The 19390-nt window shown below is 75.4% G+C and carries 16 protein-coding genes; 7 read left to right on the forward strand and 9 right to left on the reverse strand.

The window, feature by feature from the left end; genetic code table 11:
- Positions 1 to 4: 4 nt before the first annotated feature.
- Positions 5 to 1357 (reverse strand): MFS transporter, encoded by a 1353-nt coding sequence (locus FHU28_RS19265; protein ID WP_184685935.1) that lies wholly within the window; start codon positions 1355 to 1357, stop codon positions 5 to 7.
- A gap of 79 nt (positions 1358 to 1436) precedes the next feature.
- Here FHU28_RS19265 and FHU28_RS19270 point away from each other — a divergent pair, with 79 nt between their 5' ends.
- Genes FHU28_RS19270 through FHU28_RS19285 form a run of 4 tightly spaced genes read left to right on the forward strand, consistent with a single transcriptional unit; the run spans position 1437 to position 4841 of the window.
- Complete coding sequence (locus FHU28_RS19270) at positions 1437 to 2081, forward strand: TetR/AcrR family transcriptional regulator (RefSeq protein WP_184689710.1); 645 nt, start codon at positions 1437 to 1439, stop codon at positions 2079 to 2081.
- A 54-nt stretch (positions 2082 to 2135) separates the two neighbouring features.
- Positions 2136 to 3443, forward strand: coding sequence for a flavin-containing monooxygenase (locus FHU28_RS19275; RefSeq protein ID WP_184685936.1), 1308 nt, complete (start codon positions 2136 to 2138; stop codon positions 3441 to 3443).
- Complete coding sequence (locus FHU28_RS19280; protein ID WP_221453244.1) at positions 3440 to 4321, forward strand: SDR family NAD(P)-dependent oxidoreductase; 882 nt, start codon at positions 3440 to 3442, stop codon at positions 4319 to 4321. Before FHU28_RS19275 ends, FHU28_RS19280 begins: the two co-directional genes overlap by 4 nt.
- A 10-nt stretch (positions 4322 to 4331) precedes the next feature.
- Positions 4332 to 4841, forward strand: coding sequence for an NUDIX hydrolase (locus tag FHU28_RS19285; protein ID WP_184685937.1), 510 nt, complete (start codon positions 4332 to 4334; stop codon positions 4839 to 4841).
- Here the strand turns inward: FHU28_RS19285 and FHU28_RS19290 are convergent.
- The 5 genes from FHU28_RS19290 to FHU28_RS19310 all read right to left on the reverse strand — a co-directional run bounded on the left by FHU28_RS19290 (position 4838) and on the right by FHU28_RS19310 (position 14285).
- Positions 4838 to 7015 carry a glycoside hydrolase family 95 protein gene (locus tag FHU28_RS19290; protein WP_184685938.1) on the reverse strand — a complete coding sequence of 726 codons (2178 nt, stop codon included), beginning with the start codon at positions 7013 to 7015 and terminating at the stop codon, positions 4838 to 4840. The genes FHU28_RS19285 and FHU28_RS19290 overlap by 4 nt on opposite strands.
- Positions 7012 to 8031, reverse strand: coding sequence for a LacI family DNA-binding transcriptional regulator (locus FHU28_RS19295; RefSeq protein ID WP_184685939.1), 1020 nt, complete (start codon positions 8029 to 8031; stop codon positions 7012 to 7014). The genes FHU28_RS19290 and FHU28_RS19295 overlap by 4 nt, the downstream gene beginning before the upstream one ends.
- Positions 8028 to 10436: a beta-glucosidase family protein gene (locus FHU28_RS19300; RefSeq protein ID WP_184685940.1), complete on the reverse strand. Its 2409-nt coding sequence runs from the start codon at positions 10434 to 10436 to the stop codon at positions 8028 to 8030. Before FHU28_RS19300 ends, FHU28_RS19295 begins: the two co-directional genes overlap by 4 nt.
- Before the next feature lie 237 nt (positions 10437 to 10673).
- Positions 10674 to 11873: an ROK family transcriptional regulator gene (locus tag FHU28_RS19305; RefSeq protein ID WP_184685941.1), complete on the reverse strand. Its 1200-nt coding sequence runs from the start codon at positions 11871 to 11873 to the stop codon at positions 10674 to 10676.
- 48 nt (positions 11874 to 11921) lie between these two features.
- Entirely contained in the window at positions 11922 to 14285 is a 2364-nt protein-coding gene (locus FHU28_RS19310; RefSeq protein WP_184685942.1) for a TIM-barrel domain-containing protein, read from the reverse strand.
- A 115-nt stretch (positions 14286 to 14400) separates the two neighbouring features.
- Here FHU28_RS19310 and FHU28_RS19315 point away from each other — a divergent pair, with 115 nt between their 5' ends.
- A complete protein-coding gene (locus FHU28_RS19315) occupies positions 14401 to 16410 on the forward strand; it encodes a beta-galactosidase (RefSeq protein ID WP_184685943.1) in 2010 nt (669 codons plus the stop codon).
- A gap of 54 nt (positions 16411 to 16464) precedes the next feature.
- Here the strand turns inward: FHU28_RS19315 and FHU28_RS19320 are convergent, their stop codons facing one another.
- Positions 16465 to 17115, reverse strand: a complete 651-nt coding sequence (locus FHU28_RS19320; RefSeq protein ID WP_184685944.1) for a LysE family translocator — start codon at positions 17113 to 17115, stop codon at positions 16465 to 16467.
- 152 nt (positions 17116 to 17267) lie between these two features.
- Between FHU28_RS19320 and FHU28_RS19325 the strand changes: the two genes are divergently transcribed.
- A complete protein-coding gene (locus FHU28_RS19325) occupies positions 17268 to 17804 on the forward strand; it encodes a GNAT family N-acetyltransferase (protein ID WP_184685945.1) in 537 nt (178 codons plus the stop codon).
- 37 nt (positions 17805 to 17841) lie between these two features.
- Here FHU28_RS19325 and FHU28_RS19330 read toward each other — a convergent pair whose 3' ends face one another.
- Positions 17842 to 18231 carry a YkvA family protein gene (locus FHU28_RS19330; RefSeq protein ID WP_184685946.1) on the reverse strand — a complete coding sequence of 130 codons (390 nt, stop codon included), beginning with the start codon at positions 18229 to 18231 and terminating at the stop codon, positions 17842 to 17844.
- A gap of 132 nt (positions 18232 to 18363) precedes the next feature.
- Here FHU28_RS19330 and FHU28_RS19335 point away from each other — a divergent pair, with 132 nt between their 5' ends.
- Positions 18364 to 18834 carry a DnaJ family domain-containing protein gene (locus FHU28_RS19335; RefSeq protein WP_184685947.1) on the forward strand — a complete coding sequence of 157 codons (471 nt, stop codon included), beginning with the start codon at positions 18364 to 18366 and terminating at the stop codon, positions 18832 to 18834.
- Positions 18835 to 18840: 6 nt separating this feature from the next.
- On the opposite strand, the gene FHU28_RS19340 is transcribed toward FHU28_RS19335, so the two are convergent.
- A complete protein-coding gene (locus tag FHU28_RS19340) occupies positions 18841 to 19371 on the reverse strand; it encodes a hypothetical protein (RefSeq protein ID WP_184689714.1) in 531 nt (176 codons plus the stop codon).
- Between the last annotated feature and the right edge of the window lie 19 nt (positions 19372 to 19390).

Here is a 19390-nt window from a genome sequence, read left to right on the forward strand (position 1 = left end):
GAGTCTATCCGGCGGCGTCGGCGCGGGCCGCGCCGTCGAGGGTGTAGCGGCGCTGCAGCAGCACCGCGACCACCATCACGGCGGCCGGCAGCAGCCCGAAGCCGTAACGCAGCGCGTCCAGCGCGGCCGGGGACTGGGTCACGCTCTGCCCGGCGGTCGAGGCCACGAACCCGCCGCCGGCCAGGCACAGCGCGTACGCGTACGGGCCGAGCGCCGCGCCGGTGGCCTCGGTGGCGGTCCACACCCCGGTGTACGTGCCGGCCCGCTCGGCGCCGCCTCCCGCGCGGATCACGTCGGGCAGCATCGAGAACGGCAGCAACTGCATGCCGGCGAACGCCACCCCGAGCACCGCCACGGCGGCCACCAGCACCGGCAGCCCGGCGGGACGGCCGACGGCCAGCACGAGCGACCCGGCGGCGAACGCGGCCTGCGCGGCGAGCAGGGCGCGTTGCTTGCCGATCCGCCGGGCCACGGTCAGCCAGAGCGGAGTCACCAGCAGCGCGGGCGCGACGAACGCGGCCACGAGCACTGTGGTGAGTCCGGGGCGGCCCAGCTCGTACTCGGCGTAGTAGGGCACACCGGCGAGCACCAGGTGGGTGGTGGTGGACATGGCCAGGTACGCGCCGACCAGCCAGCGGAACTGCCGGTCCCGCAGGCTCGCCGTCAGCGCCCGCCACCCGCCCGGGCCGTGCGGGGCGACCGCGTCGGCGGCGGTACGGCGCAGTCGGCCGATCCCGGCGACGCCGACCAGCATCGCGGCGAGCATCCCGGCTGCCAGCACCACGCCCATCAGCAGGTAACCGTCCCGGGTGGCGTCGTCGCCGCCGACCAGCAGCGGCGCGAGCAGCCCGGAGACCAGGATGCCGAGCGTCAGCACCACCATCCGGAACGCCATCAGCCGGGTCCGCTCGTGGTAGCCGATCCGCAGGTCCGCGGGCGTCGCCAGGTAGGGCACCTGGTACGCGGCGAAGAGCAGGTTGCCGGCGACGAAGAACACCGCGACCCAGCCGGCCGCGGCGGCGCCGGTGAGGCCGCCGGGTACGGCGAACAGCGCGGCGAACGCCAGCGGCAGCGCGCACCCGACCAGCAGCAACCGGCGGCGGTGACCCCGGCGGGCCTGCTCGACGTCGCAGAGGTGCCCGATCCAGGGGTGCAGCAGCACGTCGGCGATTTTCGGCAGCAGCAGGGTGAGTCCGGCCAGCCACGGGGCGACGGCCAACACGTCGGTCAGGAAGTAGAGCAGCAGCAGCCCGGGCACTGTGACCCAGACGCCCATGCCGAGCGAGCCGGTGGCGAACCCGGCGAGCGGGCCGCGCGGCAGGGTGAGCGCGTCGGAGCGCTGATCCAGCCCGGTCATCGCGGCCTCCTGTCCTCGGGGCACGCCGCCCCCAATCCAACGGTTGCTGGATTGTAGGGGGAACAATGGCCGGATGACCATGCCTCGCCGGCGGCCGGGCCGGCCGCGCCGCGACGACCAGCGCCCGACCCGTGACCTGGTGCTCGCCGCCGCCACCGCGCTGTTCGCCGAGCGGGGCTTCGACGCGGTCAGCGTCCGCGACGTCGCCGCCGCGGCCGGGGTGGACGCGGCCACCGTCGTGCACCACACGGGCACCAAGGCGCAGCTCTACGACGCCTGCTTCGCCCGGGTGTTCAGCGCCGAGCGGGAGGTCATCGAGGCAGCCGGGGAACGCGCCCGTGCGGCCCTGTCCGCCGGGCCGCACGACGCGCTGCGCGCGCTGCACGACCTGCTGGACGTGTTCGTGGACTTCCTGGAGGACCGGCCGGAGACCACAGCGCTGTGGCTGCGCCGCTGGCTGGAACCGCAGCGGCACGGCGAGCTGGACCGCCGCTACGCCGCGCCGCTGTACGGGCTGGTCGAGGAACTGCTCGTCGCGGCGGCCGAGGCCGGCGCGCTGACCGAGCCGACGCCGCACGTGACGGTGCGCTCCCTGGTCTGGGCGGTGCACGGGCACGTGGTGGCCCTGGCGGCGGGCAGCGGCTCCGACGCGCGGGAGCGGCGGGAGTTCCGGGCGTTCGTACACCGCTTCCTCGACGCGCTGTACGCCGGCCCCCGGCCTTGACGCCGGCCCGCGCTCCGGGGATTATCCATCAGTCGTTGGATTAAGGAGGCGGGTATGGCCACACCGAGGGTCGCGGTCGTCGGCGCCGGAGCCGCCGGGCTGGCCACGCTCAAGGCGCTCGCCGACGCCGGTGTCCCGGCCGTCGCGTTCGAGGCGGCGGACACGCTCGGCGGCCTCTGGGTGTACGGCGCACCCGGCTCGCCCGCGTACCGCACGCTGCACCTGAACACCAGCAAGGGGCGCACCGAGTTCGCCGACCACCCGATGCCCGCCGACTGGCCCGACTACCCCGACCACACCCGCGTCGCCGGCTACCTCGGTGACTACGCCGACCGGTTCGGGCTGCGCGAGGCGGTACGGCTGCGCCACACCGTCGAGCGGGTCACCCGCACCGGCGACGGCTGGCGGGTGCGGGCCACCGGCCCGGACGGCCCGGTCGCTGTCGACGTCGAGGCGGTGGTGGTCGCCAACGGGCACAACCGGTCCCCGAAGCGACCCGAGCCGTACCCGGGCGAGTGCACGGCCGAGCAGATGCACAGCCACGACTACCGCGGCCCGGAGCAGCTCGCCGGACGGCGGGTCCTCGTGGTCGGCGGCGGCAACTCCGCCATGGACATCGCCGTCGACGCCTCGTACGCCGCCACGACCACGCTGCTGTCGCTGCGCCGCGGCGTCTGGGTGGTGCCCAAGTACCTGCTCGGCCGCCCATCGGACACGCTCAACGGCGCGCTGGCCCGCCGGCTGCCCTGGCGGCTGCGGCAGCGGATCAGCCAGACCATGATCACCACCGCCGTCGGCCCACCCACCCGGTACGGGCTGCCCGCCCCGGCGCACGGCTTCCTCCAGGACCACCCGACGCTGTCCGACGCGCTGCTGTCCCGGCTCACCCACGGCGACGTCCAGGCCCGGCCCGGCATCGCCCGCTTCGACGGCGACCGGGTCGAGTTCACCGACGGCCGCCACGACGAGATCGACCTGGTCGTCTGGTGCACCGGCTACCGGGTGGAGGTGCCGTTCCTCGACCCGGCGCTGCTCGGCGACGGCCCCGACCGGCTGCCGCTGTACCGGCACGTGTTCCACCTGGACGCCCCCGGGCTGGCGTTCGTCGGTCTCATGCAGTCCACCGGCGCCGCGTTCCCGCTGGTCGAGGCGCAGGCCCGGCTGGTCGCCGCGCGGCTGGCCGGCACGTGGGTGCCACCGGATCCGGCGGGGCAGGCCGCCGCCTGCCGCGCCGAGCTGCGCGCCGCCACCGCCCGGTGGGGGCAACGCCGACCGCACATGCGCGTCGACTTCGACGTCTACCTGGCCGAGTTGGGCCGCGAACTGGCCGCCGGCCGGCGCCGCGCGGGAGCGGCACGATGAGCGCGGCAGGCCGGAACCCGGCCGCCGGCCCGCAGCGAACCGGAACCGGCGTGGTCCGCGGGCTCGCCGGACGGCGGGTGCTCGTCACCGGCGCGCGCGGCACGTTCGGGCAGCACCTGGGCGCGGCGCTCACCGCCGCCGGCGCCCACGTGGTCGGGCTGGACCTGCACGCCGACCCCGACGCCACGCCGCCGGTGCTCGGCGTCGACCTGACCGACCCGGCCGCGACGTCACCGGCGGTGGCCGCCGCGATCGACCGGCTCGGCGGGCTGGACCTGCTCATCAACAACGCCGGTGTGGGCGGGCCCGCCCCGGCCGAGCTGCCGCCGGACGAGGTGGTGCGCCGCCAGATCGAGGTGAACCTGCTCGCCGCCTGGCGTACCACCGCCGCCGCGATGCCCGCGCTGGAGGCGGCCCGCGGCCGGGTGATCTTCGTGGCCAGCCGGATGGCGGTGCTGCCGCTGCCGCTCGCCGCCGCGTACGGGGTCAGCAAGCGGGCGCTCGTCGCGTACGCCGACGCGCTGCGCCACGAGGTCGGCACACACGTGGGCGTCAGCGTCGTCTATCCCAGCATGGTCGCCTCCCCGATCCACGACAGCACGGTGGCGGCCGGGCTGTCGCTGAGCGGGGTGTCCCGCCCGGAACCCGTCGACGGGGTGGTCGCGGCGATCCTGCGCGCCGCCACCGCCCGGCGCGCACCACGCGACGTGGCCACCACCCGGCGCGGCCGCATCGAGATGGCGCTGGCCCGGCACGCCCCGGCGCTGGCCGACCGGATGGTGCGCCGTACCGTCGCCGGCAGGCTGGCCGCCGGTGACCTGGACGGTGCGGCGCTGGCCGAGGGCATGGTCCGGCGGCACCGGCAGGCCCGCGGGTAGCGTGCTCGCCATGGCCGTCTCGCCCTACATCGCCCGGCTGCGCGGCCACGTCGGCCACGACCTGCTCATGCTGTACGGCGTCAGCGGCGTGGTCACCGACGACGCGGGACGGGTGCTGCTGGCCCGCCGGGGCGACAACGGCCGCTGGTCGGTCCCGGCCGGCACCGTCGACCCGGGCGAGCAGCCCGCCGACGCGCTGGTGCGCGAGGTCCACGAGGAGACCGGCGTGAAGGTGACGATCGACCGGCTCGCCGGTGTCGCCACCCATCCGGTGGTCTATCCCAACGGCGACGCCTGCGAATACCTGAACATCTGGTTCCGCTGCCGGGCGATCGGCGGGGCACCGGCCGCCGACGGTGACGAGTCGCTGGCGGTCGCCTGGTTCGCCCCGGACGCGCTGCCCGACCTGGACGACTGGGCCCGGCTGCGGATCGGCACCGCGCTCACCGACGACGCCCCGCCGTGGTTCACCGCGCCGGGGGAGACCCACCCGGCGCTGCGCCAGCCCGACAACCTCTAGCCGAACACCACCTCGCACGGCAGGTCCGGGACCAGATCCACCGCACGGTGCCCGCCCGGCGCGTGCACGACCACCCGCTGCGCCACCGGCGACACCAGCCGCGCCCGTACCCCGGCCGGACCCCAGGTCAGCTCCTCGACGGTGACCCGGCCCCGGCAGGTGATGCCGCGCAGCGTTCCCGTCGGCAGACCCGGTAACGGCGCGGGCAGCAGCCGCAGCATCCCGCGGCGGGACTGCACGAGCGACTCGATCAGCACCGCCGGCAGCGCGTGCGCGGCGTCGGCGTTGTAGGTGGTCCGGCCCGGGTTGTGCGCGCTCATCAGCGACCGGAAGAACATGTCCGCGCCGAGGATCTTTCGCAGGTTCGCCGAGACCAGCCCGCCGTCGCGCAGCCGCGCCGCCGCCAGCGCCCGGTGCAGGCTGCCGTGCGCGGAACGGTCCTCGTCGCCGCGCAACGTCAGCGCCCGGTGCGCGGCGGCGGCCAGCCCCGGGGTGTCGTCCGGGTTGATCTCGTCCAGCGGCCACACCGGATACAGGTGGCTGACGTGCCGGTGCTCCTCGTCGCCGGTGCTGCCGGGCCACGCCCACTCGGCGAGCGCCCCGCGCCCGTCCACCAGGTAGCCGGGCAGCAGTACCCCGGCCCACCTGTCGTCGCCTGTCACTTCGGCGGCCAACCGCAACGCGTGCCGGGCGGCGGCGACGTCCATGGTGGCGTTGATCGCGACCGGCGCGGTCCGGCCGGTGTCATCGTACGGGCCGGTCTCCGGCGAGTACGACGGCACCAGCGCCGGCTGCCCGTCCACCTCGGTCAGCACGTCGGCGAAGAAGTCCGCCACCTCGGCCAGCCAGCCGGCCACCGCACCAAGCGGCTCGCCGGTGACCAGGTGGTGTTCGTGCAGCGAATGCAGCAGCCAGTCCGCGCCGGCGAGCCACGCGGTGAACGGCCAGTCGGGGTGGACGTGGAACAGGTGCCCGTGCTCGCCGTCGGTGCGGCTCGGCGCGAGCAGCCCGCGCGCGCCGTACACCGCCCGGGCGTTGGCGCGCCAGTGCTCCACCTGGGCGGCGACCAGCCGGGCGTGCGCCGCTGTCACCTCCGGCAGCGCGCCCACGTTTGCCCCGGCGAGCTGGAGGTTCAGGTTCGCGTCGGTGGTGAAGTCACCGGCCCACGCGGCGTCCCACGAGCCCAGCCACAGCCCGGTCAGCCGGGGCGGCAGCACTCCGCTGGCGCTGAACAGCAGGTACCGGCCGGAGTGGAACAGCCGTTCCAGCAGCGCCGGGTCCAGCCGGTCCGGCGCGGCGGCCTGCCGGGCCAGCAGCTCACCCACGGGCAGCGCCCGGTCGGCGCCGGGCACGCCGAGGTCCAGGCCGACCCGGGTGTACGGCCGGCGATGGCGGGGCAGGTGCCGGGCCAGCAGCTCGTCGTAGTCCCCGGCCAGCGCCGTGAGCCGCCGCTCCGATTCCCGGGTACGCCAGGGCGGCGCGTCGGGCCGGTCCACGAGCGTGGTGAGCAGCGCCGGTCCGCGTACCCGCACCAGGTCGCCGTCGACGCTCACGTCGCCGCGCAGCAGCGTCAACCCCTCGAACCCGTACGCCCCGCCCGCGTCCGGGTAGCGGGCGCGTACCCGCAGGAACACCAGCCCGTCGCGGCGGTACGCGGCGTGCTGGTAGACCACGTCGGCGGGCCGGCCGGGCAGCTCACCGGTCGCACCGACCACGCAGTCGCCCTGGTCGAGGTGGAGCACCGCCACGCCGTCGGCGCGGGAGGCGAAGCAGCGCCGCCGCCCGCGCGACCACCGCACCGTCACCTCCCCGGTGGTGAAGTCGGTGTCGCGCCGGTAGTCGCGTACCGGTCCGGGCGGCGCGTCGACGGTGAGCGCGTACCCGGGGTGGAACGACTGGGTCCACTCCAGCTCCCGGCCGCCGGTGAGCAGCCGGGCGGCCTCGGCCCGCCGCCCGGCGAGCACCAGCGCGCGGATGTCGGGCATCCGGGCGGCCAGCTCGGGCGCGCGGGCGTGCCGGGTGCCGTTCGGCAGGACGAGCCGGTGGTGGTTGACCACGATCCGCTCCGTGTGCGGCTGCCCGTGGACCATGAGGCCAAGCTCACCGTTGCCGGTGAGGAACGCGTCGGTCCAGTCGGCTGCCGGCGCGGTGTCGTGGATGCGGTGCGCCGTCACCGGCCGGCGCTGGTGTCCCGCACGACCAGGCTCGGTTCCAGCAGCGTCACCTCCGGCACCGCCTCGCCGTTCAGCCGCCGCATCAGCAGCGCCACCGCCTGGCGGCCCACGTCCTCGGCGGGCACCGGTACGCAGGTGAGACCGGACTGCTCGGCCAGCTCGTCCGGGCAGACCGCGACCACTGACACGTCGTGGGGCACCCGGCGGCCCAGCAGCGGCAGCGTGGCCAGCACCGGACCGACCGCCGACTCGTTCTGCACCACCAGGCCGGTGACATCCGGGTGGTCGGCGAACAGCGCCTCCAGGTCGCGGCGTACCGCGGCCGGTCCCTCCTCGCAGGAGCGGGTCACCGCGTCGACGCCGAGCCGCTCGGCGGCGGCGCGTACCCCGGCGCGGGTGCGGTGGGCGAACCCGGTGCCCCGGTCGTAGACGGCGGCGGGCGCGCCGAGCAACGCGATCCGCCGGTGCCCGGCGGCGGCCAGGTGTTCCACGCACAGCTCACCGGCGCGCCGGAAGTCGAGGTCCACGCAGGCCAGGCCGGTGCTGTCGGCCGGGTGCCCGATCAGGACGCCGGGTAGCGCCAGCTCCCGCAGCAGCGGCACCCGGGAGTCCTCCAGCTCGACGTCCATCAGCAGGACGCCGTCGACGAGCGCGCTGCCGGCGATGCGGTGCAGCCCGGCCGGGCCCTCGTCGGCGGTGACCAGCAGCACGTCGTGGTCGTAGCGGCGGGCGGTGGTGACCACGGCGGTGGCGAAGCGCATCACCACCGGCACCTGCATGCCGGTACGCAACGGCAGCACCAGCGCGATGACGTTGGCCCGGCGACTGGCCAGGGCGCGCGCCCCGGCGTGCGGGTGGTAGCCCAGCGCGCGGATGCTCGCCAGCACCCGTCCCCGGGTGGTCGCCGAGATGGTGCGTTTGCCGCTGAGCACGTACGACACGGTGCTGGCGGCCACCCCGGCGTGCCGGGCCACGTCGGCGATGGTGACCTGCTCGCCGGGGACACGGCCGCTCACCGGGCGGCTCCGCAGCTGCGGTCGGCCGGCTCGGCGGTGGCGTCGCCCCCGGTCACGGTGAGCGCGCCGACGAGCCGGATGTCCCGCGCGGACCGGCCGACCAGCACCGAATGGGTGGCGTCCTCCACCACCATCGCCGCGCGGGTCTCGTCCCACCAGGCCAGGTCGGCGGTACGCAGGCGCATCGTCACCCGGGCGGCGCAGCCCGGGTCGAGGGTGACGCGGGCGAAGTCGCGCAACTGCCGCAGCGGCTGCTTGACCCGGGATCGCCGCTGCCGGGTGTAGAGCTGCACCACCTCGGTGCCCGGGCGGCGGCCCGTGTTGGTGACCTCGACGCTCACCTCCACCTCCTCGCCGGCACGCGCCGCGGCGGTGCTCAACCGAAGGTCAGCGTAGTCGAACGCGGCGTAGCTGAGCCCGTGCCCGAACGGGTACAGCGGCTCGCCCCGGTGGTAGAGGTAGGTGGTGTCGGCGCCGATGACGTCGTAGTCGAGCAGGTCGGGCAGTTCGGCCGTGTCGGCGTACCAGGTCTGGGTGAGCCGACCGCCCGGGTCGGCGGCGCCGAGCAGCACGTCGGCCAGCCCGTTGCCGTGCTCCTGTCCACCGTGGGCGCTCCACAGCACCGCCGGCAGGTGCTCCTGCGCCCAGCCGACCGCGTACGGGTAGCTGCTGGTCAGCGCCAGCACGGTGCGCGGGTTCGCGGCGTGCACCGCGCGCAGCAGCTCCTCCTGGCCGGTGGGCAGCGTCAGGTCGGCCCGGTCCTCGGTCTCCCGGCCGTTGACCATCGGGTGGTTGCCGAGCACCACCACCGCCACGTCGGCGGCGGCGGCCAGCGCGGCGGCATCGGCGGCCCCGTCGGCGCGCAACGTCACGGTGAACACGGCCGGATCACCGGTGGCCACGCTGAGGGTTCCGTCCAGGGCGACGCTGACGTGCCGCCCGGTGGCCAGGTGGTGCAGCAGCGCCGTGCCGTCGGGCCGGTGGTCGAGGCGGAACGTCTCGCGTACCACCCAGCCACCCGGTCCGTCGCGGTCGGCCACCAGGGCCCCGGCGTCGTCGGCGCCGACGTACCGGCCGCCGTCCACGGCGCGCAGCGCCACCACGTCCTGACCCCAGTCGACCACCTCGAACTCGGCCGCGGTGTCGCCGAGCGCCAGCGGGCCGTCGCCGTCGAGGCGTACCGCCCGGTCGCCGACGTGCAGCGTGATCCGGTCCGTGCCGGGGTGGGTGGTCACCTCGGGCAGCCGTCCGAGCAGCCCCGCGTACGCGCTGATCGTGTACGGCGGGGTGCCGCTGTACCAGTCGGTGAGCACGGTGTCGGCGAGCGGGCCGAGCACGGCGACGCGGGTGCCGGGGCGCAGCGGCAGCAGGCCGTCGTTGCGCAGCAGCACGACCGACTGGCGGGCGGCCTCGCGGGCGAGTTCCCGGTGGGCGAGGCTGTCGAGCGTGTCGGGCGGCACGTCGTCGTGGGGATCCGGGTCCAGGTCGCCCAGGCGCGACCGCACGGACAGGATCCGCCGCACCGCCCGGTCCACGTGGGACGGCTCGATGAGCCCGCGGTCCAGCGCCTCGGTGAGCCGCTGCACGGTGAGGGCGCTGTCCTCGTCGTCCTCGGTGAAGCTGTCGATCCCGGCGCGCAGCGCGGCGGCGAACCCGGCCACGTGGTCGGGCAGGTACTCCTGCACGCCGGCGATGTTGCCGACCGCGCCGGCGTCGCCGACCACCATGATGTCGTCGTCGGCGTAGCCGCGCAGCTCGCCCTCGATGAGCGGGCTCAGGTGCGCCGGTACGCCGTCGACCAGGTTGTACGACGCCATCACCGCCACCGCCGCGCCGGCGGCCAGCGGGGCGCGGAACGCGGGCAGCTCGTACTCGTGCAGCACGCGGGGCGGCAGGTCGCTGGAGGTGGTGGCCCGGTCGGTCTCGTTGTTGTAGCCGAGGAAGTGCTTGAGCGTCGGCGCGGTCCGCAGCCGGATCGGGTGGTCGCCGCGCAGCCCGAGCGCGTACGCGGTGGCGAGCCGCCCGGTCAGCCACGGGTCCTCGGACCAGCCTTCCTCGTTGCGTCCCCAGCGGGGGTCGCGCAGCGGGTTGACCACCGGCGCCCACACGTTGAGGCCGACCCGCACCGGGTCCGCCCGGTGCTTGACCCGCACCTCGTCGCCGACGGCTGCCCCGACCGCCCGGATCAGGTCCGGGTTCCAGCTCGCGGCCAGGCCGACCGCCTGCGGGAAGACGGTGGCCGTGCCGAGCCACGCGACGCCGTGCAGCGCCTCGGTGCCGGTGCGGAACGCGCGCAGGCCGAGCCGGGGTACCGGCGCCTGCCACTGGTGCAGCAGGCCGAGCTTCTCCGGCAGCGTGAGCCGGGCCAGCAGGTCGTCGGGACGGTGGGGGACGGGGTCGGTCATGGTGGGCGCCTCCGGTCGGCGTACGGCCGCCGCTCGGCCGTCGAAGCGCTTCGACGACCGAGCCGGTGATGGGGCGGCGCGTACGCGAAAAGGGGTGGTGGTCGGTCGGCAGGGTCGGCCCGGAGCGGTGGTGAAGCGCTTCGACAACCGCCGAAAAACACGCCGCTCTCAGGGTTGCCCGGTCCCGGAACGCGGCGATACCGAGGTTGACACCTTCCGGCCGGTGCGGTCAAGGGGTCACCCGGCGGGCAGGCGCCCCGCCTCCACTGTGGCCAGCGCCGCGGTGGCCCCGCCCAGCGCCCCGGCAGCGGACCCGAGCGTGCTGGCCTCCAGCCGCACGCCGGGCGGGACCGGTGCGCGGGCCGCGAGTTCGGCGTGGGCAGCCGGCAGCAGCCACGGCGCGAGCGCCGCCAGGTGACCACCCACCACCACCACGTCCGGGTCGAGCAGCCCGGCCAGCACCGACACCGCCTGGCCGAGCAGCCGGCCGATCTCGGTGAGCCCGGTCCGTGCCGGCTCGTCCCCGGCCCGGGCGAGCGCCTGGATCCGTTCGATCTCCGGCAGGTGGTCGGTGACCGGGCCGGCGTCTGGCAACAGGCGCCCGATCACCGCGTCCACGCCGAGCAGCGCGGTGAGACAGCCGCGCCGCCCGCAGGCGCAGGGCGGACCGTCCGCGGCCAGTGGCAGGTGCCCGACGTCGCCGGCGAAGCCCCGGCCGCCGCGCAGCAGCCGCCCGCCGCTGATCAGGCCCCCGCCGATCACCGGGCCGCCGGTGAGGTGCACCAGGTCGGCCGTGCCGGCGTACGGGCCGTGCCGCTGCTCGGCCAGAACGGCGAGGTTGGCCTCGCTGTCGACGGTGACGGGGAAGCCCGGATCACGCAGGGCGCGGCGCAACGCGGCGGCGAGCGGGACGCCGCGCCAGCCGAGCGCCGGGGCCGCCGGCACGTCCCCGGCGGCGTCGACCAGTCCGGGTACGCCCACGGTGAGGCCGAGCACGGTGCGCTCGGCACCGGTGACGCGGGTGACGGCGCGCCGGGTCAGCGCGGCCAGCGCCTTCACCGTCTCCTCGGGACCGGCGGTGGCGGCGGGGAACGCGCGCCGCCAGGTGAGCACCGGGTCGCCGCCCAGCCCGGCGGCCACCGCGACCAGTTCGTCCGCACCGACGCGCAGCCCGAGCCCGACGTAGCGGGCTCCGTCGAGGACGAGCATGGTGGCCGGGCGGCCCACCCGGTTCTCGGTCAGCCCGGTCTCGCGCAGCAGCCCGTGTTCGATCAGCTCGCCGACCAGGCTGGAGACGGTGGCCTTGTTCAGCCCGGTGTGGGCGGCGACGTCGGCCCGGGAGCAGGGCGCGTGGCGGCGGACGTGCCGGAGCACCACGGCCCGGTTCGTCACCCGCACGTCGCCGAGGTCGGCCGTCGGCCGGTCGATGCTGATCACGTACTGCCCGCCTCCTGCGCCCGGCCATGGGTTCGGCTAAAGCTTAAACTAAATAGGCGCTATCCCGGCCGGGTGGGCCCGGCCGGGGAACCACGGCGCGAACGGCGCCACCGGGATCGGCTCGCCGTCGAGCACCACCCGGCGCGGCGGGTCCGTGCCGACCACGCTCACCCGCCGCACGTCCAGCGGCCCGTCCACGCGGACGCGCAGCGTGTCGCCGTCGCGCACGGCGGTGATCGTGGTGTCGCCGTCGGGGTCACGCACCACTGTCACGCCGTCCGCGCCGCCCCAGGCCACCACCGTGACGTCCTGGAACGGGCCGGTCCCGACCGTCGTCGCGGGTGCCACAGTGGGGATCAGGGCGCCGTGTCGCACGTACAGCGGCAGTCGGTCCAGCGGCACGCTGACCCGCAGGTGCCCGCCGCCGGGGTGCCGCTGCCCGGTGTACGCGTCCAGCCAGTCCTCGCCCGGCGGCAGGTAGACCGCGCGTTCGCCGGACGGGTCGAGCACCGGCGCCACCAGCAGATCCGAGCCGAGGCGGTACTGGAGGTCGGCGGTCCAGGCGGCCGGATCGTCCGGGGTGTCCACGAGCAGCGCGCGCATCATCGGGCTGCCGGTGCGGGCGCTGTCCACCGCTGCCGACCAGAGGTACGGCAGCAGCCGGTAGCGCAGCCGCAGCGCGTCCACCGCGTGCCGTTGCGCCTCGGGCGGGAACTCCCACGGCAGCCGGCTGGTGGTGCCGTGCAGCCGCACCAGCGGCGAGAGCGCGCCGAACTGGGTCCAGCGCACGTACAGGTCCGGTTCGGGGGTGCCGTGAAAGCCGCCGGTGTCGTGGCTCCAGAACGGCACCCCGGACAGCCCGTGGGACAGGCCGCCGCGCAGCGTGCTGGCCATGCCGGGCCAGGTGGCGTTGACGTCGCCGCTCCACTGGGCGCTGTGCCGCTGCCCGCCCAGGTACGACGAGCGTGCCCACACCGTGCGGTGCCCGGCCACCTCCTCGGTGACGTCGGCGACCACGTCGTTGAACATCAGCGCGTACACGTTGTGCAGTTCGACGCCGGTCATGCCGTTGTGCGCCAACGCGTCGGCCGGCACGCCCTCGGCGAAGTCGGTCTTGAACACCGCGACGCCCTGGGCGAGCAGCGGGCGCAGCAGGTCCTGGAACCAGCGCACCGCGGCCGGGTTGGTGAGGTCCACGACGGCGCAGACCGGGTAGCTGCCGTGCCAGGTGTCGGCGACGTACGTGCTTCCGTCCGGGCGGCGCAGGAAGTAGCCGGCGGCCTCGGCCTCGGCGTAGAGCGGGCTGCCGGTCATCAGGTACGGGTTCATCCACAGGCACACCCGGAAGCCCTGCTCGGTGAGGTCCTTGAGCATGCCGTCCGGGTCGGGGAAGGCGTCGGCGTCCCAGCGCAGGTCCGACCAGTGCCCGGCGACCTGCCAGTAGCAGTCCAGGTGCAGCACGTCGCAGGGGATGTCGTCCTCGCGGATGCGCCGGGCCCGGTCCAGCACGCGCTGCTGGCTGTCCGGGAAGAAGCCGGAGGAGATCCAGGCGCCGAACGCCCACCGCGGCGGCAGGTACGGCCGTCCGGTCAGCGCGTCGAGCCGGTCGAGCACCTGCGCCGGGGTGGGTCCGGCGAGCACGTAGTAGTCGAGCAGGTCGTCCGGGACGAGGATCTGCACGCTGCTGTGGGTGCTGGCGCAGACGTCGAACTGCACCGGCAGCCCGCTGTCGACGAGCACGCCGTAGCCGCGGTCGGACAGGTAGAACGGCACGTTCTTGTGCGACCGGTCGGACTCGCCGCCGAAGGCGTCGAAGTTCCACATCAGCGGCCGCTGGCCGCGCTTGTCCAGCGGGGTGAACTTCTCGCCGAAGCCGACGAACCGTTCGTCGCCGGGCGCGACGAAGCTCTCGTGCCAGGCGGCCGGCTCCCCGTCGACAGTGGAGCGGCCGAGCGGCAGTGTGCGGCGGCGACCGCTGATGTCGCGGGTGCCGGCGTCGGAGGCCAGCAGCAGCCGTCCGTCGGGGGTGCGGAACCGCAGTCCCCACGGGTCCAGGCTCAGCTCGGCGACCACGCCACCGGCCGCTACCCGGACCCGCCGGTCGGTGACGGTCACGGTGGCCGGGTGCGGCTGCGGGTGGACCAGTGTCAGCGCCCGTGCGGAACGGCTGCGTACCGAGGGGTCGTCGGCGAGGCGTACCCGGATGATCCCGTCCCCGGCGGCCTCGATGCGCGCGACGAGCGTGCGGCCGGACGCGCAGGTCGCGGTGAGCGTGACCCCGTGCGCGTCGGTCGCGGCCACCTCGGCCCGCAGCACGTCGTCGGCGCCCTCCTCGCCGGGGGCGCGGACCGGCAGGTCGGGCGGGTCGGCCACGAACGTCTCGTACGGGACCAGCGGCGGGCGGTACGGCATGGGCGTCTCCTCGCGGCGTCCACGGGCGGTCCCGCCAGTTTCTTTGGAATCCCAACTAACTGTCAATGATCGACGGCATTGACTTTCCGTCTCACCTGTTCCTACTTTGGCCGGGATGACAACTAAAGCGCCGTGGAGCGACGGGCGGCTCTGCTACGGCGGGGACTGGAACCCGGAGCAGTGGCCGCCGCAGGTGTGGCGCGAGGACGTCGCCCTGATGCGCGCGGCCGGGATCAACCTGGTCACCGTCGGCGTGTTCGCCTGGTCCCGGCTCGAACCCGAACCCGGCCGCCACACGCTCGACTGGCTCGACCGCGTGCTGGACCTGCTGCACGCCGCCGGCATCCGGGCCGCGCTGTCCACCCCCACCGCGTCACCGCCACCGTGGTTCTCGCTGCGCCACCCGGACGCGCTGCCGGTCACCGCCGACGGCGTACGCCTGACCCACGGCAGCCGCGACACCTACTGCGCCGCCGCGCCCGCGTACCGCGATGCCGCCCGCAGCATCGCCGGGGTGCTGGCCGCCCGGTATGCGCACCACCCGGCGCTCGCGCTGTGGCACGTGCACAACGAGTACGGCACCACCTGCCACTGCCCGCACGCCGAGGCGGCGTTCCGCCGCTGGCTCACCGGCCGCTACGGCGACCTCGACGCGCTCAACGACGCCTGGGTCACCAGCTTCTGGAGCCAGCACTACACCGACTGGGCGCAGGTCGGCGCGCCCCGTGCCACCCAGTACCTGGCAAACCCCGGCCAGCTGCTCGACTTCCGCCGCTTCTGGTCCGACACGCTGCTGTCCGCGTACACCGAGCAGCGGGACCTGCTGCGGGCGGCGAACCCGGCGGTGCCGGTGACCACCAACTACGTGCTCGGCGACTGGGTTCCCGTCGACCACGCCCGCTGGGCGCGCGAGGTGGATCTGATCGCGATCGACCACTACCCCTCCACGGCTGACCTGGGCGCGGAGGAACAGACCGCGTTCGCCGCCGACCTGGCCCGCGGCTGGGCCCGTCACGGCGCCGGACGGCCGGCGCCGTGGCTGCTGGCCGAGAGCGCGCCCAACCAGATCCACACCGCCGGGCGGATGCACACCAAGGAACCCGGCCGGATGACCCGGCACAGCCTCGCCCACGTGGCACGCGGCTCGGCCGGGGTGATGTTCTTCCAGTGGCGCGCCCCGGCCGGCGGCGCGGAACGCTTCCACTCCGCCGTGGTGTCGCACGCCGGCGCCGACACCCGCGTGTTCCGCGAGGCCGCCGCCCTGGGCGCCGCGCTGGGCCGGCTCGCCGGGACCGCGCCGGGCCGCGTCGAGGCAGGCGTGGCCATCGCGTACGACGCGGCGAGCGGCTGGGCGCTGCGGCACCCGGGTATGCCCCGCGCCGGACTCGACCACCCCGGCGAGGCGGCCGCCGCGCACCGGGCCCTGTGGCACGCGGGCGTCACCGCCGACGTGGTGCCGCCCGGCGCCCCGCTCGACGGCGCCCGGCTGCTCGTGCTCCCGGCCCTCTACCTGGCCTCGGACGCCACGATCGACTGGGTACGCCGGCACGTCGACGCCGGCGGGCACCTGCTGGTGACCTGGCTCAGCGGTGTCGCCGACGAGCATGCGCGGATACGCCTGGGCGGCTACCCGGGCGCGTACCGGGACCTGCTCGGCGTGCGGGTGGAGGAATTCCACCCCCTCGCCGACGACGAAGAGGTGCCGCTGACCGGCGGCGGGACCGGCCGGATCTGGTCGGAGACGGTGCATCTGGCCGGTGCGGAGACGGTCAGCGTGTACGCCGGGGGAGCGCCGGCCGGCCGGCCCGCGATCACCCGGCACCGGGTCGGCGACGCGTACGCCTGGTACGTCTCCACCCGCCCCGACGACGACACGTACCGGCGGCTGCTCACCGAGGCGGCCCGGCTCGCCGGTGTCACCCCGACGTGCCCGGACGCGCCGCCGGGCGTCGAGGCGGTACGCCGTCACGACACCGACGGCAGTCTGCTCCACCTGCTCAACCACACCGACCGGCCGCAGCGGGTACCGGTTGCGGGGTTCGAGCTGCTCACCGGCGCAACGGTCGACGGCGTGTTGACGGTGGCACCGGGTGGCGTGGCTGTCGTACGCGAGGAGCCGTCGTGACGCCGCCCTGGCGGTGTGCGTCCGTGCCGGACGGCGTGGGTGCGCGTACCCCGGTCAGGGGGTGGCGACGGCGGCGCGGGAGCGGTCCGCGGCGATGCGGACCGCGAGCGCTGCCAGCACCGTGCCCATCACCCACCGCTGCAGCCGCGCCCAGCCGGGCCGCCGGGTGAGGAACGCCGACACCGAACCGGCGCTCAGCACGATCATCGCGTTCACGGTGAGCGCCACGACGATCTGGGTCAGGCCGAGCAGCAGGCTCTGCAACGCCACGTGCCCGCGCGCCGGGTCGACGAACTGCGGCAGCAGCGACACGTACAGGATGGCGATCTTGGGGTTGAGCAGGTTGGTGACCAGGCCCATGGTGAACAGGCGCCGGGGCCGGTCCGGTGGCAGCGGCGTCGGGGTGAACGCCGACGTGCCGCCCGGGCGCAGCGTCCGCCAGGCCAGCCACAGCAGGTACGCCGCGCCGGCCAGCTTCACCGCCGTGTACAGCGGCGGGACCAGCACGAACACGGTGGCGATGCCGGCCACCGCGGCGGCCAGGTAGACCAGGAATCCGACCGCCACGCCGAGCAGCGACACCAGCCCGGCCCGCCGGCCCTGGGTCACCGACCGGGAGACCAGGTAGACCATGTTCGGCCCGGGCGTGAGCACCAGACCGAGCGCCACCAGGGCGATTCCCGTCACCGCGCCGACCGTGACCACGTCGCCTCCCCGTTGCCGACCGTGAACCGGACCCTACGCCCGTTCCCGCCCCGGGCGAGGCCCGGAACCGTGGGCCGGTCCGGTGACCCGCGACACTTCCGCGCCGGTTCCGGGGACCCCGACGAGCGGGCACAACGGTGATACTTGGCCGCATGTCGCTCGTGCTGTCCGCGCCGGCCACCCCGACCGCGCCCGGCCTGCTGTTGCGCCCGTGGCGCGACGGTGACGCCGACGCGCTGATCGAGGCGTACCGGGACCCGGTGCTGCGCGCCTGGACCAGCTACCCGGTGAGCACCCCGGCGCAGGCGCGCGCGTTCCTGCGCCGCAGCCGGCAGGGCTGGGCCGCCGCCGACTGGTTCAGCTTCGCCGTGCTGGAGGGGGAGCGGCTGGTGGCCTGCGTGGTGCTCAAGGGGGTACGCCCGGGACGTCCGGCCGCCGAGGTCGGCTACTGGACGGCTGCGCCGGCACGCGGCCGTGGCGTCGCGCCGCGGGCCGTGGAGGCGGTCACCGGGTGGGCGTTCGCCCGGTTCGCCGCCGCCGGCCTGACTCATCTGGAGCTGCTGCACCAGGTCGACAACCCGGCGTCCTGCCGGGTGGCGGAGAAGAGCGGGTACGCCTTCGCCGAGGTCCTGCCGGCCCGCGCGCCGTACCCGCGCGACGGCCACCGCCACGTCCGCCACCTTCCCTGACGTTCCTCGGGTGCGAAACGCCCTCCCCGGGGGTGTTTCAAGGACTGCCGAGCAGGCGCAGCAGTAGCCGCGGCTCGCCCGGCCACGCGTCGAACAGCACCTGCCGGGGCACCTGCCGAGCGGCGTAACGCAACGCGAGAGCCACCACCACGATGTCGTCCAGCGGGCCGATCACCGGCAGGAACTCCGGGATCAGGTCGATCGGGCTGGCCAGCCAGACACCGGCGACCACGATCGCGACCCGGGCGCGGCGGGGCACCCGCGGGTCGCGGCGCAGCCGCCGCACCGCGGTCACGCAGTCGGGCACGAACGCGGCCAGATCGCGCAGGATCCCCGGAGGCAGCCGCCGCGCCAGCAGCACCAGCACCGCCCAGCTCGCGACCATGCAGACCGCAGCCACCCCGAGGCCGATGAGCCAGTCGCGCACGCCGACACCCCTTTCCCGTACCCGGGCACGCTACGCCCAGGCCCCGCCCGCCGCGCGGGAACAGCCCAGCTGCGTCCGACGCTGACCCTTGTCGGACGGCGGCGGATACCGTGGGTACGGGAGGTGACGGCGGTGACGACAGCGTGGGAGGCGGCGGTCGAGGCGCAGATCCGCTCGGCCCAGGAGCGCGGCGAGTTCGACAACCTGCCGGGCGCCGGCAAGCCCATCCCGGGGCGTGACCTGCCCTACGACGAGGGGTGGTGGATCCGCAGCTTCATGGAGCGCGAACAGATCCCCTCCGATCTGCTGCTGCCCACGCCGCTGCAGTTGCGCCGCCGCATCGAGCAGCTCCCGGCCGAGCTGCGCGACCTGCCCACCGAGGAGTCCGTGCGGTCGTACGTGGCCGCGCTCAACACCGAGGTGGTGGCCTGGCTGCGAACCCCGACCGGGCCGCGCGTGGTGGTCCGCCCGGTGAACGTCGAGGAGGCGGTGAGCCGCTGGCGCGCCGATCGGGAACGCGCCGCGCCGGTCGTCACGGCGCCGGAGTCGCCCGGTTCCGCCTCGTCCCGCCCGCGCCGTCGCTGGCGCTGGTGGCGCCGCTGAGAGCGGTCAGGGGCGCGCCGCCTGCCAGGTCCACGCGGTACGTCGTGGCCGCTCGCCGAGCGGCGCCCGGCCGGTCAGCCACAGCAGCACCGGCGCCGGGTCGCCGCCTGGCGCGTCGGGGAACAACCGGCGTACCACCCCGGCACACAGTCCGGCCGGTGGCGACCAGTCCAGATCGAGTCCTCGGGTCAGGTCGTGGGTGTGCAGCAGGATCTCGGCCACGCCCATCGCGGCGAATCCGCCCGGGTCGCAGGGGCCCCAGTGCCACGCCCGGTCACCCGGCTCCGCGGCGTCGACGGTGGCGGCGAGCATCCCGGCCGCGGCCGCCGCGACAGTGAGCACCTCGGCGGGCGGGGCGTCGGCGCGTACCCGCAGGTCGAACGGGAGGTAGCGGTCGTCCGGGCGGCCGGCCACCTGACCGGCGTACGCGACCAGGTCGTGCGCGATGTGCGCGGCGGTGGTCCAGCACGACCAGTCCAGGTCTCCCGCGCGTACCGTCCAGTCCCGACCGACGGCGGACCGCAGCACAGCGGTCATCGCCGCTGCGGCGGCGCGG

The sequence above is a fragment of the Micromonospora echinospora genome, assembly GCF_014203425.1.
Classification (GTDB): domain Bacteria; phylum Actinomycetota; class Actinomycetes; order Mycobacteriales; family Micromonosporaceae; genus Micromonospora; species Micromonospora echinospora_A.

Bases quoted from the DNA above. Each gene is read 5' to 3' on its own strand.
- FHU28_RS19270 (WP_184689710.1), top strand. From the start codon at position 1,437: ATGCCTCGCCGGCGGCCGGGCCGGCCGCGCCGCGACGACCAGCGCCCG.
- FHU28_RS19325 (WP_184685945.1), top strand. From the start codon at position 17,268: ATGTCGCTCGTGCTGTCCGCGCCGGCCACCCCGACCGCGCCCGGCCTG.
- FHU28_RS19265 (WP_184685935.1), bottom strand. From the start codon at position 1,357: ATGACCGGGCTGGATCAGCGCTCCGACGCGCTCACCCTGCCGCGCGGC.
- FHU28_RS19315 (WP_184685943.1), top strand. From the start codon at position 14,401: ATGACAACTAAAGCGCCGTGGAGCGACGGGCGGCTCTGCTACGGCGGG.
- FHU28_RS19310 (WP_184685942.1), bottom strand. From the start codon at position 14,285: ATGCCGTACCGCCCGCCGCTGGTCCCGTACGAGACGTTCGTGGCCGAC.
- FHU28_RS19275 (WP_184685936.1), top strand. From the start codon at position 2,136: ATGGCCACACCGAGGGTCGCGGTCGTCGGCGCCGGAGCCGCCGGGCTG.
- FHU28_RS19340 (WP_184689714.1), bottom strand. From the start codon at position 19,371: ATGACCGCTGTGCTGCGGTCCGCCGTCGGTCGGGACTGGACGGTACGC.
- FHU28_RS19280 (WP_221453244.1), top strand. From the start codon at position 3,440: ATGAGCGCGGCAGGCCGGAACCCGGCCGCCGGCCCGCAGCGAACCGGA.
- FHU28_RS19300 (WP_184685940.1), bottom strand. From the start codon at position 10,436: ATGACCGACCCCGTCCCCCACCGTCCCGACGACCTGCTGGCCCGGCTC.
- FHU28_RS19285 (WP_184685937.1), top strand. From the start codon at position 4,332: ATGGCCGTCTCGCCCTACATCGCCCGGCTGCGCGGCCACGTCGGCCAC.